Here is a 21,765-nt window from a genome sequence, read left to right as displayed (position 1 = left end):
CAGCGTCAGCGCAGTGCGGAGTCGCTTTCTTCTATGCATACAGAGTGGCGTGAGATTGAAAGTGAGGCGATGTACCTGCTTTATGATGTGCCTGCTTTCCCTGGGTCGCTGGACGATCGCGCCAGTCAACTTGTCGACTGGCTGGCCTCCAGTACAAGACCGTCTTCGTCGTCTCCAGACGGGCAGCAGCAGTGCGACAAATACTTGGAGTATGCACCGCTCGTGATCAATGCCCTGAGTAATCTGTCGGCCTATCTTGAGAACTCAGCTTTGCGTGAAAGGGACTTGTTCTCTCAAATGCACACCCGCCTCATGGAGATCTTCTATGCCCTGGAGCCGTACATTCTCTTAGTGAGCTACAGTCGCCAGTCTCGGTGGGGGCTTCGGGTCCGTAGGCTGGGAATAGGAGCCGCGCGTTATCATATGCGATCGCGCATTCAGGTTGAATATGGGCTATCTTTGCGCGGCGTTAACATATTGCCCGAGATTAGGGCTGGAATATCCGACCTTCCTGGAAGTGGGAAGACTTTCATTCCCAGCATGCGACAGTGCGCCGAAAGAGACAGGCGCGACATGGAGCGGATTGGGCAGATTGTCGCTCGGCATGCGGAATGGGAAAGGGTAGCGGAGATTCTGCGGAAGGTATAGCGTCCTTCCGTGCTCGTGGCGTCGACCAGAGAGTCGACGTGATGGGTGGGCCTCGAAGGCGTCTGTGGAGTTTAGTTGCGACGGCGGCAGCGTGCAGTGAGGCTTTCGGTGATGACTTCTTCGTCCCGAAGCAACTTGAGCGGGGGCGCTGCCTTGGGCTGGTGTGACTCTCACCTGCGCTGATGGTCCGCAGATGTCCGTGGTCGTCCGCCACTGTTCGTAGGTGTTGTCACGCAGTTAGACACGCACACGGTGTACGCCTTCGGCGTTGTTTCCTTGTTGAGGAACCTAGACCTTGGGAGAATCGAGGGCGGTTCTGGCCGCTTCCGTGAACTTGCCCAAGAGGTTGCTCAGTTCCACTAGCGCTGCATCGACGCGTCCGGCCTCGTAGTACCCGGGGTTGTCAGACCGATGAGCAACCGTGACGTAGAAGTCGACTTCACTGGTGACGCTCCCGGTTCCTTTCATGACCTTCCGAGCAAGGTCCGCCACGCTGGCAGGACCTTCCACGGTCACCACTGATGAGGCTGCTCGTACGGCAGGGAATAGCTCGTCAACGCGCTCCAAGGCTCGCGTAGCGTCGTCGGGGCGGTGAGTGCCCTCCATGAGCGTCATGAGCCTGTCGGCGGCCTCTCTATGGGCTGCGACAGCAGCGATGAATTCGCTGTACGCCTCCCGTCGTCCTTGCCTTCGCCATTGGACGTGTTGAGTCAGCCCTTGCGATCGGCCTGTCAGCCAAGCTGAGCCCAGGACGCCTCCGGCACCCAACGCTCCACCGATGCCTGCGCCCCACAAAGCAGCGATGCCAGCGTCCATACCCAGCATTGTGAACACGGGATGCCTGAGAGCAGCGGAAGCACACGCGGGCGGCGGAGTTCAATGAGGGAGTCACGACCTGTTTTCTTGCCCTGGGTCTTGTCGGGGATCTTGGTGAGCCGGGTTTTTGCTGGTCAGGGCGGTGGGCTCGTGCGCCTGGTGGTCGTCGTCGGTCGTCATTGACCGCTGTTGAGCAACCTCGGACGGTCCAGGCACCGCCCCGTCGGCAAGGCCTACGAGCTGAGTGGCAGCTCCCTCGCTCGCTGCCGTGCTTGGGCCCGTAGCTCCTCCAGTCGACTGTGGAACGCGTTATGGCGGTTCTGGGCGAGGTTCAACGGGAGGTCGAGTTCGGAAATGAGCTGGGACTCCAAGGTCCACGGTTCCTTCTTCTCGATCCAGCACACTCGGGCGTTGTCCGCCATCCACTGACTCAGCGTGGCTTCGCCGGCCTTGCCGAAGGTCATCTTCTGACCGCTGCCCACGCGGCGCAGCTCAAGTCCGAGCAGGCAGCCGAGGGTGAGCCGCAGCGTCGAACTGGCCGCGTTGCCCCGGTAGTGGTTCCGCACCCGCTTGCGCAGGTTCTGGGCGCTGGTCCGGTTCGCCATGTACCGCGGGGCAATACCGACGTAAAGCAGGCGCCCGGCGTCCAGGTCCGAATGGGGCGGCTGCTTGAAGTGCCATCCATAGATCCCTGCCGCTGCTGGGACAGGGCTCGGGCGAGCCAAGACCTCGCGCGCGTTCCACAGCCGGTCGGGACTGACGAGAGCGGTAGCCTCCACGAAGCCTCCAGGCATTACCACGGATGATCGTCGCAGGCTACTTGTAGACGCGGACAGGACGTCAGGGGACTGTGCAGCAGCCGGACATCAGCTTGGGAAGCTCAGGTGATCCGAGCACAGGTGGATCGCTGAAGCGCGGCGGCGGAACGGTGTCCGCGTTTGTCCGGTCGCCCGACCGGGTCCCCTGTGCACTTCGTGGTTCCCCGCACGGTCCGGCACGGATCTGGCACGCCCCCTTGAGCGTGTCGGTGCTGCCGTACACAATGCGCTCCACGAGTGACCACTTCGAAGTTCTCTTCTCGTGCTTCCTGCGTGATGACACGCCTGCCTCCGTTCTGGTGGCCCTGCGTTGGCACCTGGGTCTGGGCGGTGAGGACCCGGAGGATCTCGATCCCGAGAGCTCCCCGTACCCCCTGCTCATCCCGAACAGCAACAGCCGTCTTCCCGGCGGGGACGTCGTGTCCCTTCGGCGCACGGTGCAGGAGTTCACGTCTTTGGGGGAGCGGTACGAATGGGAGCTCTTCGCACGCTGTTACTGGGTCGACGACTTCACCCTCCGCCTCGACGCGCTGCTTGCGCTGATCGCTCCTCATGTCGCCAAGCCGGGTTACGGGGGCTTTGTGCGTGACGAGTTCGGCACGGACCTGAAGATCATCACGTTCCGCGAGGGCACGTAGGACCCCGTCGACATCTGAAGGCAGTCCACCGTGGAACTGCGGCAGCCCCGGCTGACGTTCGTCGCGTGCGAAGACCCCCGGGCCATGATCGGTCGAGGCCCGATCGGGCACGCAGAGGGCACGCAGAGGGCACGGAGCCTAGCCTCCTGCTCGCTGCCGTGTGCTCTATGGCTCGCCCCACTCGGGGATACACATCATGCGGTGAGCCGGTACGACGGGTTCGCTCGGCAGCGGATCGATTCCACGAACCCGTACGGCCACGATATCCGTGGGGATGGGGGGTCGGCCCGGAATCCTCGTCAGGCGCCATCTGAAGGCCTCCGGGACGTCTTTGGCGGGCAACTCCACCATGGCCAGACTTACCCACCGGTCGTAGTTGGTGGGATACACGCGGACCAGTGCGCCGCATTCCGCGCAGATCGGTGGCTCGATCCATGTCACGTCGTCCGGGCCGGGATCCGGTCTGGGCGCGGATGTGGCCCCGTCGGCATGGGCCATCTCGTTGGCGAAGGTGTTCCAGCACCTCTCGCAGTAGCTCGCCATGAGGCCGAACCGTCCGCGCTCACGCACGGTGCGGCTGATCTCCCCGCAGCGGTGGCACGCCAACTGGTCACGATCCCGAATCGCCCCCATGTGTTTGAGTGTGAGCGAATCTGACCGGATCCCAGTAGGTCGCGATTTGGCCTCATTTGACGATCAGGGGCGCGGTTGGCCATCCGGGCCGGTGATGGGCTCGCTTTGAATCGGTGCCCTGAACCTGCGCTCTGAGTCGTCACTCTGAGGCATAGCCCCTCGAAATGAAACGGCCTCGCCGGTCTCTGAGTCGCTCGATCCGCCTGGCCATGAGTCGTTCAGCGGCCCAAGACGTCGCACTCGGGTTCGCCCCGATGCGGAAACCCCGGTTCGAATCCGGGCCGTGGCCACCCTCGGTCTTCCCGGGGCCAAACCCGGCTCAAGGCACCCCGAACCGCGGCTCCCATGCCGTCTGCCTCCCGCCCGCGCGTCATGGAGCGGGCGGGCGTTTCAGGGCCTCAACGTGGAGCGCGCCATTGTAGGAACGCCCTTGCGGCCTGAGAGCGGGGCTTCGCGGTCGGCGGTGGCGGCTCGTCCGCCACCATGTGTCGTCGGCCGAGCGGTCTCGGACAGCCGGGTCAGTGGCGGGGTTCGTTCTCCTTGCGGCCCACGAGCAGGAGGGCCGCTCCGCCGATGACCACCAGGCCGATGGCGGTGCCGGCGATGAGGGGGGTGGCGCTGGTGCCGCCCGTCGCGGCGAGGTTGGTGTCGTCGGTGGTGGAGGTGCCGCCCACGGTGGCCGGGCTCGGTTCGCTGAGGGTCTGGGTGGTCAGGCCGGCGATCTCGTCGGCCTGGGTCAGACAGTCCAGGACGCCGGTGAAGCGGCTTTCCACGCCTTGCGGGCCGTTGATCGTGAAGGCGTAGGCCTGGTCCTCCTGGAGCGGGATCGTCACCGTCTGGGAAGCACCGGCCGCGATGGTGTACTCGGTCCCCATCAGCTCGAAGGTGAAGACCTGGTCGCCCTGGTTGACGGCCGTGATGTCCACTCCGGTCTTCGCGCAGTTCTTGGCCGCGGACAGTGCCGGTATGGCGCCCTGCTTCGCCCAGGTCGCGCTCGCCGTCGCCGACACCGTCGACTCGCTGGAACCGGCCAGGATCTGGGTCTGGCTGCGGCTCTCGGAGGTGAAGGCGCGTCCGACGGGGACGGTGGTCGAGGCCTGGACGGTCAGCTCGGCCGAGCCGTCGGCCGAGTCGGCGGGCACGTCGAAGAACAGCTGGCTGCCGTCCGTCACGGACGTCACCACCTTGCCGTCCTTGCCGACGATCCGTACGCCGCTGGTGGCGGCGTCCAGCGGAGGCGTCACCGTCACGCCGCTCGCGTTCGTGCGCACGGTCACCGGGCCGAGCAGTTCGCCGGGGTGACCGGAGACGGCGGGCGCCTCGAGGGTGAGCGACGCCTCGGGCTCCGCCACGGGGCGGGCGGCCTTCTGGAGGTAGTCCGCGAGCCGCTCGGCCTGCGGGTCGACGGCGTCGACGTCCGCGCCGTCCGAGTAGCGCCAGATGGCCACCTGGGTGCCGGTGGCCGCGTCCTGCTCGGTGAGACCGCCGGCGATCCCGGCCTTGTCTGCCAGCGAGGCCAGGTCGTTCACCTGGGGGTAGGAGTGCTGAAGGATCCAACGGATACGGCCCGCGTCCTTGTTGGCGCCCAGCGAGGTGCCGCTCCAGGGGGTCTCCTGGTACTTGGCGTCCTTCTGCGTGGGGTTGTAGAGGTCGACGCAGTAGGTCTGCAGGGTGCCGCCGCCCTCGACGGACATCTCGAACAGACCGGCCGAGACCTCCTGGTCGCCGCTGTCGGCGTGGATCACCGCGGTGCCGTAGGTCTTGAGGCCGCCTATCGTCGCCGTGGCACCGCCCTGACTCTGCGTCACCTCGGCCGCGACAGCCGTGCCCGCGCCGGCGATCACGCCGACGGCGACGAGGCCGGACACCATCGCCGTCACGGCGAGGCGGACCGCCCCTCGCCCACGCGCGAACGGCGCGGAGAACGAACAAATCACGCAATTCCCCTTCGAGCAGGACCCGTTGATGTGGGGGGTACGGGTCCCACCAGCAGAATCAGAAGCCCCGTGAGCCACGTCCGGCATCCTAGAGACGTCGCGCACCTCGCTTACCGGTCATCTCATCGGATCGCCGATCCGACTCGGAATCGTTATCCCCAAGATCGTCCAGGGGTCCGGCTTGTCGACAAATCTGCTCGGTTGCTCGAAGTCATGCGCCGGCAGGCCGCGGATCGGTCGGCGTCGGCATGATGCGGGCGCTGACGCTCCGTCACCGCACCGTCGCATGAACTCGCACCGCGTCCCGCCCGCGAGCCGAGCCGCACCGTCCCGCGCCGCCCCGTACCGTCCCTCAGCTCACGTCACCGCCCACCGGCTCACGTCACCGCCACCGGCTCGCGACGCCGGCTCCGCGGGGTGTCCGGCTCCGGCTCGGGGGCGTCGGCGGCCGGTGTCTCCCAGTCGGGCTCGGGCCGCGCCGGTGCGCCGACCGCCGTCGGCTCGGGTCGGCCGGACCGGCGGAAGGCGGAGGTGCCCCGCGAGATGTCGTGGCCGATCGCCACGGCGTCGATGTCCGCCGACGTCCAGTTCTGCTGTCCCTCACGCGACTCGGTACGCACCTTCAGCCGGCCCTGCACCATCACCGGGTCGCCGACGTTCAGCGAGGCCACCGCGTTGGTGGCCAGTTGCCGGTTGGCCCACACCGTGAAGAAGTTGGTGTGGCCGTCGGTCCAGGTGCCTTTCTCGCGGTCCCAGTAGCGCGAGGTCACCGCCAGCCGGAACCTCGCCGACGCGCCCGCCGCCAGGTCCCGGTAGACCGGCTGCGTCGCCACGTTGCCGACCGCGCAGACCATCGTCTCGTTCATCGTGAACCCCTCCTCGCCGGACGGTCCCCCGCCCGGATACACGTACGGGCCCGTCCCGCACGGCTGCGTCCGCCGTGACGGTCACGGCCCGATCACCGCGTACCGTCACCGCCCTCTCGGCGACCGCATCCGTCGCGATCGCCGCGAAGCCAGACTGCCTCCGTCGGACCGGGCCCGCCGAGCGCTGTGGATCATCCACTGCCTGTGGAAAACTCCACCACCCGGACGAGTGATCCACGCCCCACCCTCCGCGGATCACCCCATGTGGAACACCCGCGTGGATCGCTCGTCATGCGTCATGCGTCATGCGTCATGCGTCGCTCGTCACGCGTCACTTCCCGCATCACTCCTCGTGGATCGCCTCACGGCTTCTCACCGCGCGGCGGCCCCCACCCCCGTGACCCGCCCGTACTGCTCCCTGACCTCGCGGTACCGCAGCAGTTCGGCGGCGACGGGATCCAGTACGCGGGCCCGGCCGCACCCGGCCGCAGCCTCGCGCAGCCGCCGCTCCGCGTCCTGCCCGTACCGCCGGGCCGGTCCCCGTGCCGCCAGCCGGCAGCTCCACTCGACGAGCGGGCCGCCGATGATGCCCGTCACCATCAGCAGCACCGGAACCCCGAGGTTCGGCGCCAGCACCCCGACGATCTGTCCGAGCAGCCACAGCCCGCCGACCACCTGGAGCAGGGTCATGCACGCCTGTGCCAGCACGGCCACCGGCCACCAGCCCGGCCGCGGCGGCCGCCCCGGCGGCAGTCCGGCCCGCGCCGCCAGCTGGTCCAGCGCCTCGGGCAGCCCGTGGGCCCCGCGTACGGCCGACTCCCGCACGGCCTGCGCCCACGGCGTGGGCAGCCCCGCCGAGGCCCGCTCGGACACCGTGCGCACCGCCTGCTCGACGCGTTGCCGTGCCGTGGCCTCCTCGTCGGCCGGGGCGCGGGCCGGCAGCCGTCCGGTGGGAGGGTCGGACCGGTCCTGGTGCCACCGCCAAAGCCTCAGCCACGGCGTCCCGCACGCTCGGCCCGCGTTGCGCAGCCAGGCTCGTTCGGCGGCCTCGCCCGCGGCGGTGGCTCCCACGGCGTCCGCCAGGCAGTCCGCGAACTCGTCCCGCGCCTCCTCGCTGAGCCCGGTGCGCCGCCCGGTGGCGTAGACGGGCCGCAGTCGCCACGCGGCGGCGTCCACATCGGCGGCGATCCGTCGTGCCGCGGCACCGCGCTCCGCGACGAACTGGCCCAGCACCTCGCGCAGTTCCCCGATGCCGTCGCCGGTGAGCGCGGACAGGGCCAGCACGGTCGCGCCCGGTTCGCCGTACTCGCCGAGGGCGACGCCGTCCTCGTCGAGCAGGCGTCGCAGGTCGTCGAGGACCAGCTCGGCGGCCTCGCCGGGCAGCCGGTCGACCTGGTTGAGGACGATGAACATGATCTCCGCGTGGCCCGCCATGGGCCGCAGGTAGCGTTCGTGGAGGATGGCGTCGGCGTACTTCTCGGGGTCGACGACCCAGATGACGGCGTCGACGAGCGCCAGGACGCGGTCGACCTGCGCGCGGTGCTGGACAGCCGCCGAGTCGTGGTCGGGCAGGTCGATCAGGACGAGCCCGCGCAACTGCGCCTCCGCGTCCTGACTCTGCACCGGCCGCCTGCGTAGTCGGCCCGGGATGCCGAGCCGGTCGATGAGGGTCGACGCGCCGTCGCTCCAACTGCACGCGATGGGTGCGGAGGTGGTCGGGCGGCGTACGCCCGTCTCCGAGATGTTCACGCCGGCGAGGGCGTTGAACAGCTGCGACTTGCCGCTCCCGGTGGCGCCCGCGATGGCGACGACGGTGTGCTGACCGGAGAGCCTGCGCCGGGCAGCCGCCTCGTCGAGCACCCGGCCGGCCTCGGCGAGCGTCCGGCTGTCGAGCCGGGTACGGGAGAGCCCGACGAGTTCCCGCAGCGCGTCGAGCCGGGACCGCAGGGGCCCGTCGTAGGTGAGCGGGGTCGAGGGCAGGGCGTTCCCGCCGCCACCACCGCCACCGCCGACCCGGGTCTCCATGAGGGCGGCCTGTTCAGCGGCGGAGGCCTCGCTCACACGGCGGGCGATGAGCCCGTCGTCCCAGGCCCCGCCAGAGTCCGTACCCGGTTCAGTGCCAGGTTCATTGCCTGGTTCCGCGCCCGGTTCCGTTCCCGGTTCTGGACCTCGTTCTGGACCTCGTTCTGGATCTGGTTCCGTGTCGGGTTCCGACCGGGGTCCCCGGCGGGAGGTCGCGTGTGAGCCGGCGCCGGGCGCCGTGCGAGGGGAGGTGACCCCGTCGGCGTCGGGCACGCGCGCGTGGACGGCCGCCTCCTTCGCAGGGGGCTTCTTCATGGGCACCTTCGCGGAGTCCTCCGCCGCACGGCCGTCCTCCGCGTCCGCGCGGACCAGCACCTGAGCCTGCGCCTGCTCCCCGGCCTCCGGGTCCTCCCCCGCCCCCAGGCTGCCGTTCTCCGTCTGCTCCGGATCCCTGTTGTCCCTGCCGTCCCTGTTGCTCCTGCTGTCCCTACTGTCGTTGTCCGTGTGGTCCTGGTCAGTGACGGCGGTCACCGGTCACCTCTCCTTCTGAAGTACGGACAGCGCGGCAATGAGTTCGGCCTGGGGTTCGGGGTGGACCTCGAGCCCTTCGAGCGGCGCGAGGCGTCGCTCGCGCTCGGCGTGCAGCACGCGGTCGAGGTGTTCGGTGAGCAGCCGTCCGGCACGGTCGCGCAGCCGCAGAGCCCCGTGGGCGCCGATCCGTTCGGCGAGCCCCTCGCCGGCCGAACGCGCCCTGCGGCCGCCCAGCAGGGCGGTGGCGACGAGAGCGGCGACCGACTCCGGATCGGGCGCGACACCGCGTTCGAGGCCGCGTACCTCGTCCTCGGCGTACTCCTCCAGCTCGCGCCGCCACCGTCGTACCGCCAGGCCGATCCGGTGCTCGGTGCTCTCCGGCGAGGCGTCCCGGTCCGTCAGCTCCGGTGCGTCCGAGGCCGGTTCGCGCCGCCAGGCGTCGTCGACACGCTCGTCGGCGGCGGTGACGGCACACAGCAGGAGTGCGGCGAGGCTCTCCACCAGGGCGTCGAGGAGTTCACCGGCGGTGCAGTCCAGCGGGAAGGACCGCCAGCGTTTGAGCGCGTCGCCGGCGAGCACGGCACCGCTCTGCAGACGGCCCCGCACGCGCGTGTACTCGGTGTCGTACGCCCCGTCGACGGCCGAGGTGAGGCGCAGCGCGGCGGCGTACTGCGAGGCGGCGGCGCCCGCCAGTTCGGGCATCCGGGCCTTGAGGGAGTCGAGCACGCCCTGAGCAGTGCGGGCCAGCGCGTGGCGGCGGGAGCCGGGGTCCTGGACGTGATGGACGAGCCAGTTCCGCAGCGGCGCCACGGCGGTGGCCGGGAGGAGCCCGCCGCCCCAGGCGGACTCCGGCAGTTCGGGCACCGTGAAGCGCGGTACGTCGCCCAGCCCGGCCTTGGTGAGCAGCGCGCCGTACTGCCGGGACACCTCGGAGACGACCTGGTGGGGTACGCGGTCGAGGACCGTCACGAGCATGGCGTCGTATTCCTTGGCGGTGCGGAGCAGGTGCCAGGGCACGGCGTCGGCGTAACGGGCGGCGGTCGTGACCATCACCCAGATGTCGGCGGCGCAGATCAGTTCGGCGGCCAGCACCCGGTTCTCGGCCACGAGGGAGTCGATGTCGGGTGCGTCCAGGAGGGCGAGGCCCGGCGGGAGGGTGTCTGCGGTCTCGATCCGCAGCACGTGTCTGCCGTCCTCGCCGGGCATTAGCAGGTCTTCCGCGGACTCCTGACGGGGCGCCCACACGCGCGTGAGTCGCGGCAGCACCCGCATGCCGCTGAACCAGTGATGGTCCTCCGGATGGCACACGAGCACCGGAGTCCGTGTCGTCGGCCGCAACACGCCCGCCTCGCTGACGCGCTGGCCCACCAGGGAGTTGACGAGGGTCGACTTCCCGGCGCCGGTGGAGCCGCCCACGACGACCAGCAGCGGTGCGTCGGGCTGCCGGAGCCGGGGCACCAGGTAGTCGTCGAGCTGGGAGAGCAGTTCGTCGCGGTTGGCACGCGCGCGTGGGGCCCCCGCCAGGGGAAGCGGGAAGCGTGCGGCGGCGACACGGTCGCGCAGGGCGGAAAGTGCGTCGAGCAGCTGAGGCCGTACGTCCAAGGTCACCACATGCGAAGAATGCCCAATTTTAGGGGATTTATGAAGCATATAGGCATGTCTGCGCGCCGATAGGACACAAGGGACGGAAGGTGCGACTGGGACAGAGGCACAGCGCAGGCATAACGAGTGCACAACACCCGTGGCCCGGGACGCGAAAAGCGATGCACGATTCGCACCTGCCTGCGATTATCAGGACCGCTTCACTGAACCTCCACATTGAGCCACGGAGGCGAAGCAACCGGGACAAGGAACCGGGAGCCCTATCCTTGTCCCCGGCAACGTCACGGATCAGCCCACACCCGGGCAGCACGTACGAGGCCACCACACCCGGCCCCCGTAGCTCAGTGGATAGAGCAGGCGCCTTCTAAGCGCTTGGCCGCAGGTTCGAGTCCTGCCGGGGGCGCAAGTCTCCGCCCTCCCTTTGGGAGGGCATTTTTGCTGTTCAGAGCACGTTTCACGCGACACGGCGAAGCCCCGGACACTCCCCGGGCGATCATGGGGAAGTGTCGGGGCCGTCCGGCTGCCACCGGGTTTTCGCGGGCGGCCCTGTCGAATACGTGTCGAAATTCTTGGCGAGAGGCCTCAGTCTCCGTCGGCCGGCTCGGGGGGATCCCTCGCGGCCTCCAGGCGTCTTTTCAAGTCAGGCAGTTGCCCCTCGACGCACCGTGCGTAAGTGGTCGGCAGGACCGGCACGCTGTTCCCGGCCCGTTCGACCACCTGGGCGGGCGGGATCCGTCACTCCGCCGTACTGGAAGGACGAGGGGCCCGACAACGGGCCGTTGACCGAGCAGGTGCTTGCATGGCTGGTCACGTCCAAGGGGCGAGCCACGCCGATCACCGTCGACGCCGATGGACACGTGGACGACGCTGAAAGCGCCGATCGCCTCATCCCACCTGGGGAAAAGTGAAGCCCACCTGCACGGCCGCTTCATTGAAGGTTGCCGACCGCGGTCCTCATGGAGGATGAGGGGGGTGGGGATCCATGGCCTGCAACATGGTCCCGAGGTGGCTCCCGGGGACCTTTGTGCCCACCCCCCTTGACCGCGGACCTCGAAGGTTCTCTGACCGGTCTCACTCCACCAGGCAATCTAGCGAGCGGCACTGACAATGGTCCGGCACCAGGAGGAGCGACGGTGCCTCGTCGCTCTACAGCGACAACCTCACAAGGCTTCTGACATCCACTGCTGACATCAGCAACGCCGGACGGAGGCATACATCAGCATCTCTGTCCGGCCGCGACACCGGTCGCCGGCCCCAGCCGATGCGGGCTTGGATCGAACTCCCAAAGCGGCGCTCATCTCGGTACAACGGTCCTGAGCCAATCCGCGATCGCGGAGAAGTCCGCGTCTGTGAGGCCCCGGGCCGGTTCCACGCGATGCAGCAGTGATGGGCCCGGATGTTGGGCAGCGACCCAGAGGCGGTCCATGGAGCTGATCTCGTCGTCGACCCAGATGAACGGCCGGCCGGCGGCCCACTCGACGAGATGGCGGGTCTTCCAGTGCAGGCCGCGTGGGTCTGGCTCGGTATCGGCATCTGTGTCTGTATGGGTGTCCGGCCAAGCGGCCACGGGCAGGCTCGGGAGTCCTATGCGTGGGGCGACCACCTCGTTCGCCTTCTCCATCCAGGTCGTGGCCCATACGAGATCGCAGCCCAGGGCCAGGAGACGCGCCCCGAGCCCGGGGTCGAGCCGCTCCAGCAGCGGGTTTCCCTGGTCGGCGGGTGCCGGGACTCCGGTGGCGGCGGTCCGTGGGTGGCCGGGCAGCGCCCCGAACGGGATGAGCGGACCGTCGACGTCGAGGAAGAGGAGGGGGCGCTCCGCTGCGCTTGTCACAGGCGCACGATAGTCCGCCGTGTGAGGGGAGTGGTGCCCTCGGGCTGGGCCGTCTCCGAGCCGTCCGGGGTTCCCCGAGGGCGCTCGACGGCGACCGACAGTGACAGGTCGGCCACGGGCGTCTACGACGAAACCCCAGCTCACAGCGCCCCGACCAAACGGGTTAACACCCAGGGCTGGACCTCAGGCAAGATGGGGTGTATCTGCCCACTGCCAGATTTCAAGCTGCCGGACGGTTTCTCTTGGCTGAGTACATCTACACCATGCGCAAGACACGCAAGGCACACGGCGACAAGGTCATCCTTGACGACGTGACGCTGAGCTTCCTGCCCGGCGCGAAGATCGGTGTGGTCGGGCCTAACGGTGCCGGTAAGTCCACCGTTCTGAAGATCATGGCGGGGCTCGAGCACCCCTCCAACGGTGACGCGTTCCTGTCGCCCGGGTACAGCGTCGGGATGCTGCTCCAGGAGCCGCCGCTCGACGAGTCCAAGACCGTTCTGGAGAACGTGCAGGACGGCGCGGCCGAGACCATGGGCAAGCTCAAGCGCTTCAACGAGGTCGCCGAGCTGATGGCGACCGACTACTCCGACGCGCTGCTGGACGAGATGGGCAAGCTCCAGGAGGACCTGGACCACGCCAACGCGTGGGACCTGGACACCCAGCTGGAGCAGGCCATGGACGCCCTGGGCTGCCCGCCCGGCGACTGGCCCGTCACCAACCTCTCCGGTGGTGAGCGCCGCCGCGTCGCGCTGTGCAAGCTGCTGCTCGAGGCCCCCGACCTGCTGCTGCTCGACGAGCCCACCAACCACCTGGACGCCGAGTCCGTGCAGTGGCTGGAGCAGCACCTGGCGAAGTACCCCGGCACCGTCGTCGCCGTCACCCACGACCGGTACTTCCTCGACAACGTCGCCCAGTGGATCCTGGAGCTCGACCGCGGTCGCGCCCACCCCTACGAGGGCAACTACTCCACCTACCTCGAGACCAAGGCGAGCCGCCTCAAGGTCGAGGGGCAGAAGGACGCCAAGCGTGCGAAGCGTCTGAAGGAAGAGCTCGAGTGGGTGCGGTCCAACGCCAAGGGGCGTCAGGCCAAGTCCAAGGCGCGTCTCGCCCGGTACGAGGAGATGGCGGCCGAGGCCGACAAGATGCGGAAGCTGGACTTCGAGGAGATCCAGATCCCGCCGGGCCCGCGCCTGGGCTCCATCGTCGTCGAGGTCAACAACCTCTCCAAGGCCTTCGGCGAGAAGGTGCTCATCGACGATCTGAGTTTCACGCTGCCGCGTAACGGGATCGTCGGGATCATCGGCCCGAACGGCGCCGGCAAGACCACCCTGTTCAAGATGATCCAGGGACTCGAGGAGCCGGACTCCGGGTCCATCAAGGTCGGCGACACGGTCAAGATCTCGTACGTCGACCAGAGCCGCGAGAACATCGACCCGAAGAAGTCGCTGTGGGCCGTGGTCTCCGACGAGCTCGACTACATCAACGTCGGGCAGGTGGAGATGCCGTCCCGCGCGTACGTCTCCGCGTTCGGCTTCAAGGGCCCCGACCAGCAGAAGCCGGCCGGTGTGCTCTCCGGTGGTGAGCGCAACCGGCTGAACCTCGCGCTGACCCTCAAGCAGGGCGGCAACCTGCTCCTCCTCGACGAGCCGACGAACGACCTCGACGTCGAGACGCTGTCCTCCCTGGAGAACGCGCTGCTGGAGTTCCCGGGTGCGGCCGTGGTCGTCTCCCACGACCGGTGGTTCCTCGACCGGGTCGCCACGCACATCCTCGCCTACGAGGGTGAATCCAAGTGGTTCTGGTTCGAGGGCAACTTCGAGTCGTACGAGAAGAACAAGATCGAGCGGCTGGGCGCGGACGCCGCGCGTCCGCACCGCGCCACCTACAAGAAGCTGACCCGGGGCTGATCGATCTTGCGGCACATCTACCGCTGCCCACTGCGCTGGGCGGACATGGACGCGTACGGCCACGTCAACAACGTGGTCTTCCTCCGCTATCTGGAGGAAGCCCGTATCGACTTCCTGTTCCGCCCGGAGAAGGACTTCAAGCAGGGGTCCGTGGTGGCGCGCCACGAGATCGACTACAAGCGGCAGCTCGTCCACCGGCACACCCCGGTCGACATCGAGCTGTGGATCACTCAGATCAGGGCAGCGTCCTTCACCATCACCTACGAGGTGAAGGACGGTGACCAGGTCTATGTCACCGCCTCCACGGTGATCGTGCCGTTCGACTTCGAGGCGCAGCGGCCGCGCCGGCTCACCGCCGAGGAGCGTGAGTTCCTCGCCGAGTACCGGGACGACGACGAGGAGGCCGTCGCCGCATGACGGTGCTCCACCTCGCCGACGAGGGGGAGGCGGCGGACGTCGCGGCCTTCCTCTCCCGGCTGCTGCGTTACGACCGTGGAGCGGCGGTACGGCTCCAGGCGGCCGGCACCGCGCTCGCCGTCTTCGGCCGGCCGCCCTCCTTCGACGTGCTCGCGATCCGTGCGGTCCGGCTGGCCAAGCCGTACGAGGACGGCCTCGACGTCACGCTCGATGTGACCGTGTCGGCGGGGGAGTTGCTGGAGTCCGTCGACGAGAGCGCCGCGACGGCCGCCGTTCCCGCGGCCGTCACCGGGCCGCCGTGGGCCGGTGTGCTGCCGCCGCGCGGTGGATGGCAGCCCGAGGCGGGGCTGCCCGCCGCGGACGCGCTGCGCGCGATGGTCGGCGCGGCCGTCGCCGAATTCCGGTCCCGTACCGAGGAGTTGACGGCCGAACTGCGGACCCGGGCCGAACTCGACCGGATCGGGCGGGAGATCTGGTCCCGGACCGTCGGGGACACCGGACTTCCCGTGCGCGCCGTGCACGCGGCCCAGTCGCTCGGATTCCTTCGGCCCTCGACGGGTTCGGGCGAGCTGAAACTGCTCTCCTTCGGCGCGTGGCTGCGGCTGCGCACACCGTACGGGTCGATCGCCGTCCGGCGGGCGGGGCGGCTGGGGATGCTCGACGTCAGCGTGCGCTGACGCCCGTCGTGGGCGGCGCCGGACGTCGGCGCGCGCCGACGCTCGTCGTACGCGGCGCCAGGTCCCCGGTCACTTCCCCCGGCATGCCTCCGGCCCGTTCCCCCTGTCATCCCCCCCGTCACGCTCCCGGGTCGCTCCCCGAGATGTCCTGTCGCGTCCCCCGTCACGCCCCCGGCTCGTCCCCCGTCGCGGCCTACTCCGGGGTGTTCACCATCGACGCCGCCGCGTAGGTGAGGTAGTTCCACAGGGTGTGCTCGTGTTCCTCGGACAGGCCGAGCTCGTCGACCGCGACCCGCATGTGCTTCAGCCAGGCGTCGTGCGCGGCCCGGTCCACGACGAACGGGGCGTGCCGCATGCGCAGACGCGGGTGGCCGCGGTTCTCGCTGTAGGTCGTCGGGCCGCCCCAGTACTGCATGAGGAACAGGGCGAAACGCTCCTCGGCCGGACCCAGGTCCTCCTCCGGGTACATGGGCCGCAGGAACGGGTCCTCGGCGACTCCCTCGTAGAAACGGTGGACCAGCCGGCGGAAGGTCTCCTCCCCACCGACCTGCTCGTAGAAGGTCTGCTCCTGAAGCGTGCCGCGCCGAATCTCTTTCACGCTCCCATGGTCTCAGACCGGAAGACGGAGGACTTGAGGCGTAGGACCGCTCCCGCGGGCCCTTCCAGCGGCTCGCTTCCCGGGGCCGCGCGCCGCACAGTGGAGTCATGAGCGCGGACGCACTCGACAAGGAGCTGGCAGGCCTCGCGGCATCGGCGCGGGCCGTGCTGCTGCGCGAGATCGAGGCGAGCGGGGCCTTCGACGCCGATCCGCGCTGGGCGGAGGCCTTCGCGGCGGTCCCGCGCCACCTCTTCGTGCCGTACTACTACGTCGGCGGTGTCGGCGGCTACGAGCGGCGCTGGAGCGGGAGCCCCGACCCGCGTGCCCGGGAGCGCTGGGTGCGGGGCGCGTACGAGGACGTCCCGCTGGCCACCAGGCTGCGCGACGGCGTGCTGCTGTCCTCCAGCAGCCAGCCCTCGCTGATGGCGCTGATGCTGGCCGAGCTGCGGGTCGAGGACGGCGACCGGGTCCTGGAGATCGGCGCGGGCACCGGGTACAACGCGGCGCTGCTGTCGTACCGGCTGGGCGACGGGAACGTCACCACCGTCGATCTGGATCCGGAGATCACCGAGTCCGCCCGCCGGCACCTCCACGACGCCGGATACCGGCCGACCGTCGTCACCGGGGACGGGGCGCGCGGGGTGCCGGAACGCGCCCCCTTCGACCGGATCATCGCGACCTGCACGCTGGCGTCGGTCCCGCGCCTCTGGCTCGCCCAGTGCGCCCCCGGAGCCCTGATCCTGGCGCCGCTGGCCACCGGGCTGATCGCGCTGACCGTCCGGGACGCCGGACATGCCGAGGGCCGCTTCCTGGAGACCCCGGCCTACTTCGTGCCGTTGCGCGGGTCGGACCGGCCCGAGCCGGAGCCGGTGGCCCTGACCGGGGTGCCGCACCGGGCCAGGGAGAGCGACCTGTTCCGCTTCCTGCTGGCACTGACCCGGGGCACGCTCGACCCCCAGGAGGCGTCCGCCCTGTGGGAGCGCGAGGGGATGCCGGGACGGGAGCGGTACGGCATCACGGTCGGCGCCGAGCACGCGTGGGCGTGGCTCGACGAACCGGAGGGGCCGTACGCCTGGCCCCTGCCGGGTTCGTCGGGCTCGGCGGGTATGTCGGGTCCGGGCCTCGTGGAGGCCTAGCCGCGGCCCTCGGGGAGGCGCCTGGCCGCGGCCCTCGGGGAGTTCTAGCCGCGGCGGATCGTGAGCGTCGTCCAGGCGCCGACGTGCACCTGGTCGCCGTCCTGGAGCGGCACGGGGACGAACGGCTGGATCGGTTCCTCCGAGCCGTTGACCGTGGTGCCGTTCGTCGAGTTCTGGTCGACGACCGCCCAGCTGCCGTCCGGCTGCTGCACCAGCACCGCGTGCTGGTGCGAGACACCCGGGTCCTCCGGCGGCACCGACAGGTCCAGGTCGGGGGTCTCCCCGGTGGAGTGGCGGCGGCGGCCGATGGTGAACTGGTTGCCGGTGAGCGGACGCTGCTGCTCGGGCGAGTACGCGGGCAGGTTGAGCCCCGCGGCCTCGGGGCCCGAGCGGTGCATCATCGCCATGAAGTACGCGCGGTCCGGGCCTATGGTCACCGACCACGTGACCGGCTGCTGCTGGTAGCCGGGGCCGGGCGGGGGCGCCTGGGTGGCGCCGGGCTGCGGGTAGCCGTAGCCACCGCCGCCCTGAGCCGGACCCGGGCCGCCGGGCACGCCCTGGCCGGGGCCGGTGTGCGACGGCGGGGAGATCACCCAGTCGTCGTCGGCGCCGCCGAAGGGCTGCGGACGGCCCGTCTCCTGCGGGAAGCCGGACGGGGCCGTGGGGCCGGCCGGCTGGAAGGCCTGCGGAGCACCGGGGCCGCCCTGGTTCCTGGGGTCGTTCTGACCGCCGCCGAAGCCGCCCTGGCCCGGTATGCCGGGACCGGCCGTGGGCGTGGGCCCGGGCGGCGGAACCGGTCGCGAGGGGTCGGCGCCGAAGCCGGACGGGCCGCCGGGGCCGGGCGGACCCTGGGGACGGCCGCCGGGGTTGAAGGGATCGCCGACGGGACCGCCGGGCTCACGCCCGAAGGGATCGGAGGCCTGCCCGGTCTGCTCGCGTCGGTAGGGGTCGGAGGGCGGACCCGACGGCTCACGCCCGAAGGGATCGCCGGGCGGGCCGGGGGGACGGCCGCCGGGGTCGCCCGGCCCGCGCCCGAAGGGGTCGCCGCCCTGGCCGGAGGGGTCCCGCCCGTAGGCGCCCGGAGGCGGACCACCGGCAGGACCGCCCTGTCCGCCCGGACCGCCCTGTCCACCGGGCCTGCCCTGGCCGCCGGGGCCCGAGGGGTCGCCGCCGAACGGCTGGAGCGGTTCGGCGGGACGGTTCATCTGGGACGGGCGGGAGCTCTGGTAGTCGAACGAGTCACTGCCCCCGTAGGAGGGGGGCGGCGGCTGGAAACGCCCGCCGGGACCGCCGGGACCGCCCTGGCCGCCCGGACCCTGACCGCCCGGACCCTGACCCGGACCGCCCGGGCCCGGCGCCGGTGGGCGCGGGGCGGCCGGGGTGTACGAGGTGGCCGTGTTGGTCAGGAAGTTCCACCGGCACTCCTCGCAGAACGGCGCACCGCCCTCACGGGGCGTACGGCACTGCGGGCAGAGCTCGGGCTCGTGGTCCGGTACGGAGGACAGGTGCCGTCCGCCGGGCTGGCCGCCCTGGGGCGGCGGGAAGCCGTAGCCGGCGGTCGGGGGCGGCGGGGGAGGGGGCGGAGGTACGGCACCGGCCATGCGGTGACCGCAGACCTCGCACCAGTCGTCGGAACCCGACTGGTGTCCGTTCGGGCAGGTCGGCATGTCGGCGCGTCCCCCTCTCTCGTTCGGTGTCCCTCAAGCGCGTTCAGGTCACTTCTTTACACGAACAGTCTTTGTGGACCGGGTCTCGAGCGTCATCTCGTCGGCGTCCGTGACCTTCGCCTTCAGTCGCACAGTACCTGTCGTGGCGTCGACGACGTCCACCACCTTCGCAAGCAGTTTCGCAGTATCACCGTTCCCCGAGGCGCTCGCGAGCTGAACGGCCCGGCCCAGTTTGGCCGTTGCTCCATCCATATCGCCCGCTTTGCGAAGGTCCAGCCCCTGTTGGATGACCTGTGCCAGTTCGGCCTGGCCCGTGTAGTGCGCGACCTGAGGGTTGATCGACGTGGACGCGGACATGTCGTCGGTCCACACGGCCCGTACGAGACCCTGCGCGCCGAGGTTCTGGACCGTGCCCCCGGGCTGCGGAATGACCAACGAGACCCGGGCGGCGAGCATCTCCTGGCCGATGTTCGCGGCCGGGACCTCGACGCACACGTGGTAGTCGCGGGACTCGTCGCCCCAGGAACCGGTGGGGTAGTCGCCCGCGCGCGGGCCCGCCTCCGTACGGCGTTCGGTCAGCTCCTCGACCGTCGGCGCGACCTGCTTGACGAATTTGATGGCGGTGCCGACCGGGGTCCACAGCCGCAGCGCGACGTCCGCGACCTCCTTGCCCATCGCCGTCTCCATCATCTGCGTGAAGTCGGCGGCGAGGCCGGCCGGGTCGGCGACGATGTCGGCGGTGCCGAGCAGGGCGGAGGCTATCCCTGTGACTTCTTTCACTTCCCAGTCGGTGCCCACACCGCGGGCGTCACACGTGAAACGTCCGGCGCAGTCGTCGAGGGCGGTCTTGAGGTCCTGCGGCGACTCGTGCTCGTTGCGGCCGTCGGTGAGCAGGATGCCGTGCCGGATGGCGACGTCCGCCGTCGACAGCAGCCGGTCGGCCAGCCGCAGCCAGGTGCCGATCGCGGTGCCGCCGCCCGCGCTCAGCCGGCGCAGCGCGTGCTTGGCCTGCTCGCGGGTGGTCGCGTCGGCGACCGCGAGCCGGCCCCCGCCCGGGTAGACCTCCTTGGCGACGTGGGTGCCGCCGATCACCGAGAAGTGCACGCCGTCGCGCAGGGTGTCGACGGCGGCGGCGGTGGCGTCGCGGGCGTTGCGCATCTTGGTCGGCGGGTAGTCCATCGAGCCCGAACAGTCCACCATGATCGCCACGGCGGCGGACGGGCCCTGGCTCGGCGAGTACAGGTGCGGCGCGGCCGCGGCGCTGCCCACCGTGCCGCCGCCGGTGGCGGTGACCGTGACGATCGCGTTGACCTCGCGGCCGCCTTCCGGCAGGTACTCGTTCTGGTAGACGTCCACCGAGAACTGCGGCACGTTCGACTTCGAGAAATTGGCCATGCCTACTCAAATCCCCCTCGGAAACCCCACGTTCGCGGGGCGATGTCTGAATACGGACCGGTCCCCACCGGTCCGTACGCGTGCTTCCCCGTGCTTCCCGTGTTTCCCCGTGTTTTCCGGTGTTTCCCTGTTTGCGGCCTCAGGCCGATCCTGCCCCCTGTGCGGGGGCGGGGAACGGCACGACGGCCACTGTTACGTTGTCGTGGCCCCCGCCGTCCAAGGCGTGGCCGACCAGGACGCGCGCGCTGTGCAGAGGGCGCGCGGAGGCGTCCGGCGGGACGACCTCGGCCATGTCCTCGGCCGCCTCCGCGTAGTTCCACAGGCCGTCCGTGCACACCACCACCACACCGGGCCGGTCCGGCTTGAAGGAAGCGGTGTGCGGCTCCAGTTCGTAGGCGTCGGCGCCGAGCCAGCCGGTGATCGCGTGGGCGCGCTCGTCGGCGTACGCCTCCGCCTCGCTCATCAGGCCGGCGGCGACCATCTGCGCGGCCCACGAGTCGTCCTCGGTGAGCCGGGCCGGGGGTGAGGTGCGGTCCGACGGGACCCAGTAGGCGCGACTGTCGCCGACCCAGCCGACGACGAGCAGCCCGGGCGTGACGATCGATCCGACGAGGGTGCAGGCCGGGGCGTTCTGATGCGGGGCGTGCTCACGGGCCGTGGCCGGCTCGTCGGCGAGCGCGTTGACCGCGTACGAGGCGGCGACGATCGCCTCGTGCATGGCCTGCTGCGGGTGCGTGCCCTGCGGCAGGGCGGCCAGCAGCGATTCCCTCGCCGCCTTCGACGCGGCGAGGGAGGCGTCGTCGGGGCGGGTCGCGGAGGACACGCCGTCGCAGACGATCGCCACGAGCGCGGGCGAGCCGTCGGGCAGGGCGGTGCGGGCGAGACCGAAGGCGTCCTCGTTGCGGTGGTGGCGCAGACCACGGTCGCTGACGGCGGCCAGGGGGCCCGACTCCAGCTCCATGTGATCGCGTTCGCGCGGCTGGGCGTGTCCGCAGTTCTCGCAGTACCCGTCGTCGTCGACCCGGCCCGCCCGGCAGGCCACGCACACCTGGGCGGTCTCGGCCACCGCGGCGGCCTCGGCGGCCACCCTGGGGTCCGGCGCCTGAAGGGCGTACTCGTCGGGCTCCGAGGGCCGGTCGAACCGGACGCCGGAGACACCGGGGCCTCCGGTGACGCCGGAGGCCCCGGGAGCGGGGGACGCGGCCGTACGCGGCGGGAGCGGGGCGCCGGCAGCCGGCACACCGGGACCCGGCGGCGGCACCGGTGCTCCGGAACCCGGCGGTGGCGGCACACCGGGGCCCGGCGGCGGCAGCGCGCCGTCCGGAGGCAGCGCCGCCGTGGCGACACCGCTCGCACCGGCACTGTTCGTACCGGGCCCGCCCGCGGCGACACCGCTCAGGCCGGCGCCCGGCACGCCCGTACCGCTCACCGTCGGCCCCGCCGCCGCTCCCGCGGGAGCCGGCAGGGCCGAGCCGTTCATCGTGAGGGTCGGGTGGTCGTCCGGGCGCTGAGGGACGGCGGACAGGTCGTATCCGCACGCACCGCAGAAACGGTCACCCGCGTCGAGCGGCTCCGCGCAGCTCGGACACGTCGGCAGAGCGGCCTGCCGGGGCATCTGGGACATCA

At 70.3% G+C, this 21,765-nt stretch carries 17 protein-coding genes and 2 tRNA genes; 7 read left to right on the top strand and 12 right to left on the bottom strand.

Annotation, left to right across the window (positions count from 1 at the left end; all coding sequences use genetic code 11):
- Window positions 1-936 precede the first annotated feature (936 nt).
- Together ABT070_RS04105 and ABT070_RS04100 are read right to left on the bottom strand one after the other, a co-directional pair.
- Entirely contained in the window at window positions 937-1,263 is a 327-nt protein-coding gene (locus ABT070_RS04105) for a hypothetical protein (protein ID WP_351754253.1), read from the bottom strand.
- 434 nt (window positions 1,264-1,697) lie between these two features.
- Window positions 1,698-2,258 carry a GIY-YIG nuclease family protein gene (locus tag ABT070_RS04100; RefSeq protein WP_351754250.1) on the bottom strand — a complete coding sequence of 187 codons (561 nt, stop codon included), beginning with the start codon at window positions 2,256-2,258 and terminating at the stop codon, window positions 1,698-1,700.
- A gap of 56 nt (window positions 2,259-2,314) precedes the next feature.
- Between ABT070_RS04100 and ABT070_RS04095 the strand changes: the two genes are divergently transcribed.
- A complete protein-coding gene (locus ABT070_RS04095; RefSeq protein ID WP_351754248.1) occupies window positions 2,315-2,920 on the top strand; it encodes a hypothetical protein in 606 nt (201 codons plus the stop codon).
- Window positions 2,921-3,085: 165 nt separating this feature from the next.
- Here the strand turns inward: ABT070_RS04095 and ABT070_RS04090 are convergent, their stop codons facing one another.
- A complete protein-coding gene (locus tag ABT070_RS04090; RefSeq protein WP_351754452.1) occupies window positions 3,086-3,418 on the bottom strand; it encodes a DUF6083 domain-containing protein in 333 nt (110 codons plus the stop codon).
- Window positions 3,419-3,758: 340 nt separating this feature from the next.
- Between ABT070_RS04090 and ABT070_RS04085 the strand changes: the two genes are divergently transcribed.
- A tRNA-OTHER gene (locus tag ABT070_RS04085) sits at window positions 3,759-3,843 on the top strand.
- A 228-nt stretch (window positions 3,844-4,071) separates the two neighbouring features.
- On the opposite strand, the gene ABT070_RS04080 is transcribed toward ABT070_RS04085, so the two are convergent.
- From ABT070_RS04080 to ABT070_RS04065, 4 genes are all read right to left on the bottom strand, one after another.
- Window positions 4,072-5,490, bottom strand: coding sequence for a Cys-Gln thioester bond-forming surface protein (locus ABT070_RS04080; RefSeq protein WP_351754245.1), 1,419 nt, complete (start codon window positions 5,488-5,490; stop codon window positions 4,072-4,074).
- Window positions 5,491-5,867: 377 nt separating this feature from the next.
- A complete protein-coding gene (locus ABT070_RS04075) occupies window positions 5,868-6,356 on the bottom strand; it encodes a single-stranded DNA-binding protein (protein WP_351754242.1) in 489 nt (162 codons plus the stop codon).
- Between the two features lie 372 nt (window positions 6,357-6,728).
- The gene (locus ABT070_RS04070) at window positions 6,729-8,909 is read right to left on the bottom strand and encodes a GTPase (protein WP_351754239.1); all 2,181 of its coding nucleotides are present in this window, start codon (window positions 8,907-8,909) and stop codon (window positions 6,729-6,731) included.
- 3 nt (window positions 8,910-8,912) lie between these two features.
- Entirely contained in the window at window positions 8,913-10,520 is a 1,608-nt protein-coding gene (locus tag ABT070_RS04065; protein ID WP_351754236.1) for a dynamin family protein, read from the bottom strand.
- Window positions 10,521-10,841: 321 nt separating this feature from the next.
- On the opposite strand from ABT070_RS04065, the gene ABT070_RS04060 reads away from it, so the two are divergent.
- Window positions 10,842-10,914 (top strand) — tRNA-Arg (locus tag ABT070_RS04060).
- 891 nt (window positions 10,915-11,805) lie between these two features.
- Here the strand turns inward: ABT070_RS04060 and ABT070_RS04055 are convergent.
- On the bottom strand, window positions 11,806-12,342 hold the full coding sequence (locus ABT070_RS04055; protein WP_351754234.1) for an HAD domain-containing protein: 537 nt from the start codon (window positions 12,340-12,342) through the stop codon (window positions 11,806-11,808).
- A 242-nt stretch (window positions 12,343-12,584) separates the two neighbouring features.
- Between ABT070_RS04055 and ettA the strand changes: the two genes are divergently transcribed.
- Genes ettA through ABT070_RS04040 form a run of 3 tightly spaced genes read left to right on the top strand, consistent with a single transcriptional unit; the run spans window position 12,585 to window position 15,343 of the window.
- Window positions 12,585-14,249 carry an energy-dependent translational throttle protein EttA gene (ettA, locus tag ABT070_RS04050; RefSeq protein ID WP_351754231.1) on the top strand — a complete coding sequence of 555 codons (1,665 nt, stop codon included), beginning with the start codon at window positions 12,585-12,587 and terminating at the stop codon, window positions 14,247-14,249.
- A gap of 6 nt (window positions 14,250-14,255) precedes the next feature.
- A complete protein-coding gene (locus ABT070_RS04045) occupies window positions 14,256-14,666 on the top strand; it encodes an acyl-CoA thioesterase (RefSeq protein WP_351754228.1) in 411 nt (136 codons plus the stop codon).
- Window positions 14,663-15,343, top strand: a complete 681-nt coding sequence (locus ABT070_RS04040) for a DUF8185 domain-containing protein (RefSeq protein WP_351754225.1) — start codon at window positions 14,663-14,665, stop codon at window positions 15,341-15,343. The genes ABT070_RS04045 and ABT070_RS04040 overlap by 4 nt, the downstream gene beginning before the upstream one ends.
- A 193-nt stretch (window positions 15,344-15,536) precedes the next feature.
- Here the strand turns inward: ABT070_RS04040 and ABT070_RS04035 are convergent, their stop codons facing one another.
- Entirely contained in the window at window positions 15,537-15,941 is a 405-nt protein-coding gene (locus ABT070_RS04035) for a globin (protein WP_351754223.1), read from the bottom strand.
- 107 nt (window positions 15,942-16,048) lie between these two features.
- Between ABT070_RS04035 and ABT070_RS04030 the strand changes: the two genes are divergently transcribed.
- Window positions 16,049-17,077 (top strand): methyltransferase domain-containing protein, encoded by a 1,029-nt coding sequence (locus ABT070_RS04030; protein WP_351754220.1) that lies wholly within the window; start codon window positions 16,049-16,051, stop codon window positions 17,075-17,077.
- A 44-nt stretch (window positions 17,078-17,121) separates the two neighbouring features.
- On the opposite strand, the gene ABT070_RS04025 is transcribed toward ABT070_RS04030, so the two are convergent.
- The 3 genes from ABT070_RS04025 to ABT070_RS04015 all read right to left on the bottom strand — a co-directional run bounded on the left by ABT070_RS04025 (window position 17,122) and on the right by ABT070_RS04015 (window position 21,763).
- Window positions 17,122-18,744 carry an FHA domain-containing protein gene (locus tag ABT070_RS04025; RefSeq protein WP_351754217.1) on the bottom strand — a complete coding sequence of 541 codons (1,623 nt, stop codon included), beginning with the start codon at window positions 18,742-18,744 and terminating at the stop codon, window positions 17,122-17,124.
- A 48-nt stretch (window positions 18,745-18,792) separates the two neighbouring features.
- Entirely contained in the window at window positions 18,793-20,139 is a 1,347-nt protein-coding gene (locus tag ABT070_RS04020; RefSeq protein ID WP_351754214.1) for a vWA domain-containing protein, read from the bottom strand.
- Between the two features lie 139 nt (window positions 20,140-20,278).
- Window positions 20,279-21,763: a PP2C family protein-serine/threonine phosphatase gene (locus tag ABT070_RS04015; RefSeq protein WP_351754212.1), complete on the bottom strand. Its 1,485-nt coding sequence runs from the start codon at window positions 21,761-21,763 to the stop codon at window positions 20,279-20,281.
- Window positions 21,764-21,765 lie beyond the last annotated feature (2 nt).

The sequence above is a fragment of the Streptomyces sp. NPDC002884 genome, from assembly GCF_040295245.1.
GTDB lineage: Bacteria > Actinomycetota > Actinomycetes > Streptomycetales > Streptomycetaceae > Streptomyces.
Note: the sequence above shows the minus strand (reverse complement) of the source record. Positions and strands in the feature narration are given on the sequence as shown.

Coding starts and splice junctions, on each gene's coding strand:
- ABT070_RS04105 (WP_351754253.1), bottom strand. CDS start 1,263: ATGACGCTCATGGAGGGCACTCACCGCCCCGACGACGCTACGCGAGCC.
- ABT070_RS04100 (WP_351754250.1), bottom strand. CDS start 2,258: ATGCCTGGAGGCTTCGTGGAGGCTACCGCTCTCGTCAGTCCCGACCGG.
- ABT070_RS04090 (WP_351754452.1), bottom strand. CDS start 3,418: ATGGCCCATGCCGACGGGGCCACATCCGCGCCCAGACCGGATCCCGGC.
- ABT070_RS04075 (WP_351754242.1), bottom strand. CDS start 6,356: ATGAACGAGACGATGGTCTGCGCGGTCGGCAACGTGGCGACGCAGCCG.
- ABT070_RS04040 (WP_351754225.1), top strand. CDS start 14,663: ATGACGGTGCTCCACCTCGCCGACGAGGGGGAGGCGGCGGACGTCGCG.
- ABT070_RS04030 (WP_351754220.1), top strand. CDS start 16,049: ATGAGCGCGGACGCACTCGACAAGGAGCTGGCAGGCCTCGCGGCATCG.
- ABT070_RS04025 (WP_351754217.1), bottom strand. CDS start 18,744: ATGCCGACCTGCCCGAACGGACACCAGTCGGGTTCCGACGACTGGTGC.
- ABT070_RS04020 (WP_351754214.1), bottom strand. CDS start 20,139: ATGGCCAATTTCTCGAAGTCGAACGTGCCGCAGTTCTCGGTGGACGTC.
- ABT070_RS04015 (WP_351754212.1), bottom strand. CDS start 21,763: ATGTCCCAGATGCCCCGGCAGGCCGCTCTGCCGACGTGTCCGAGCTGC.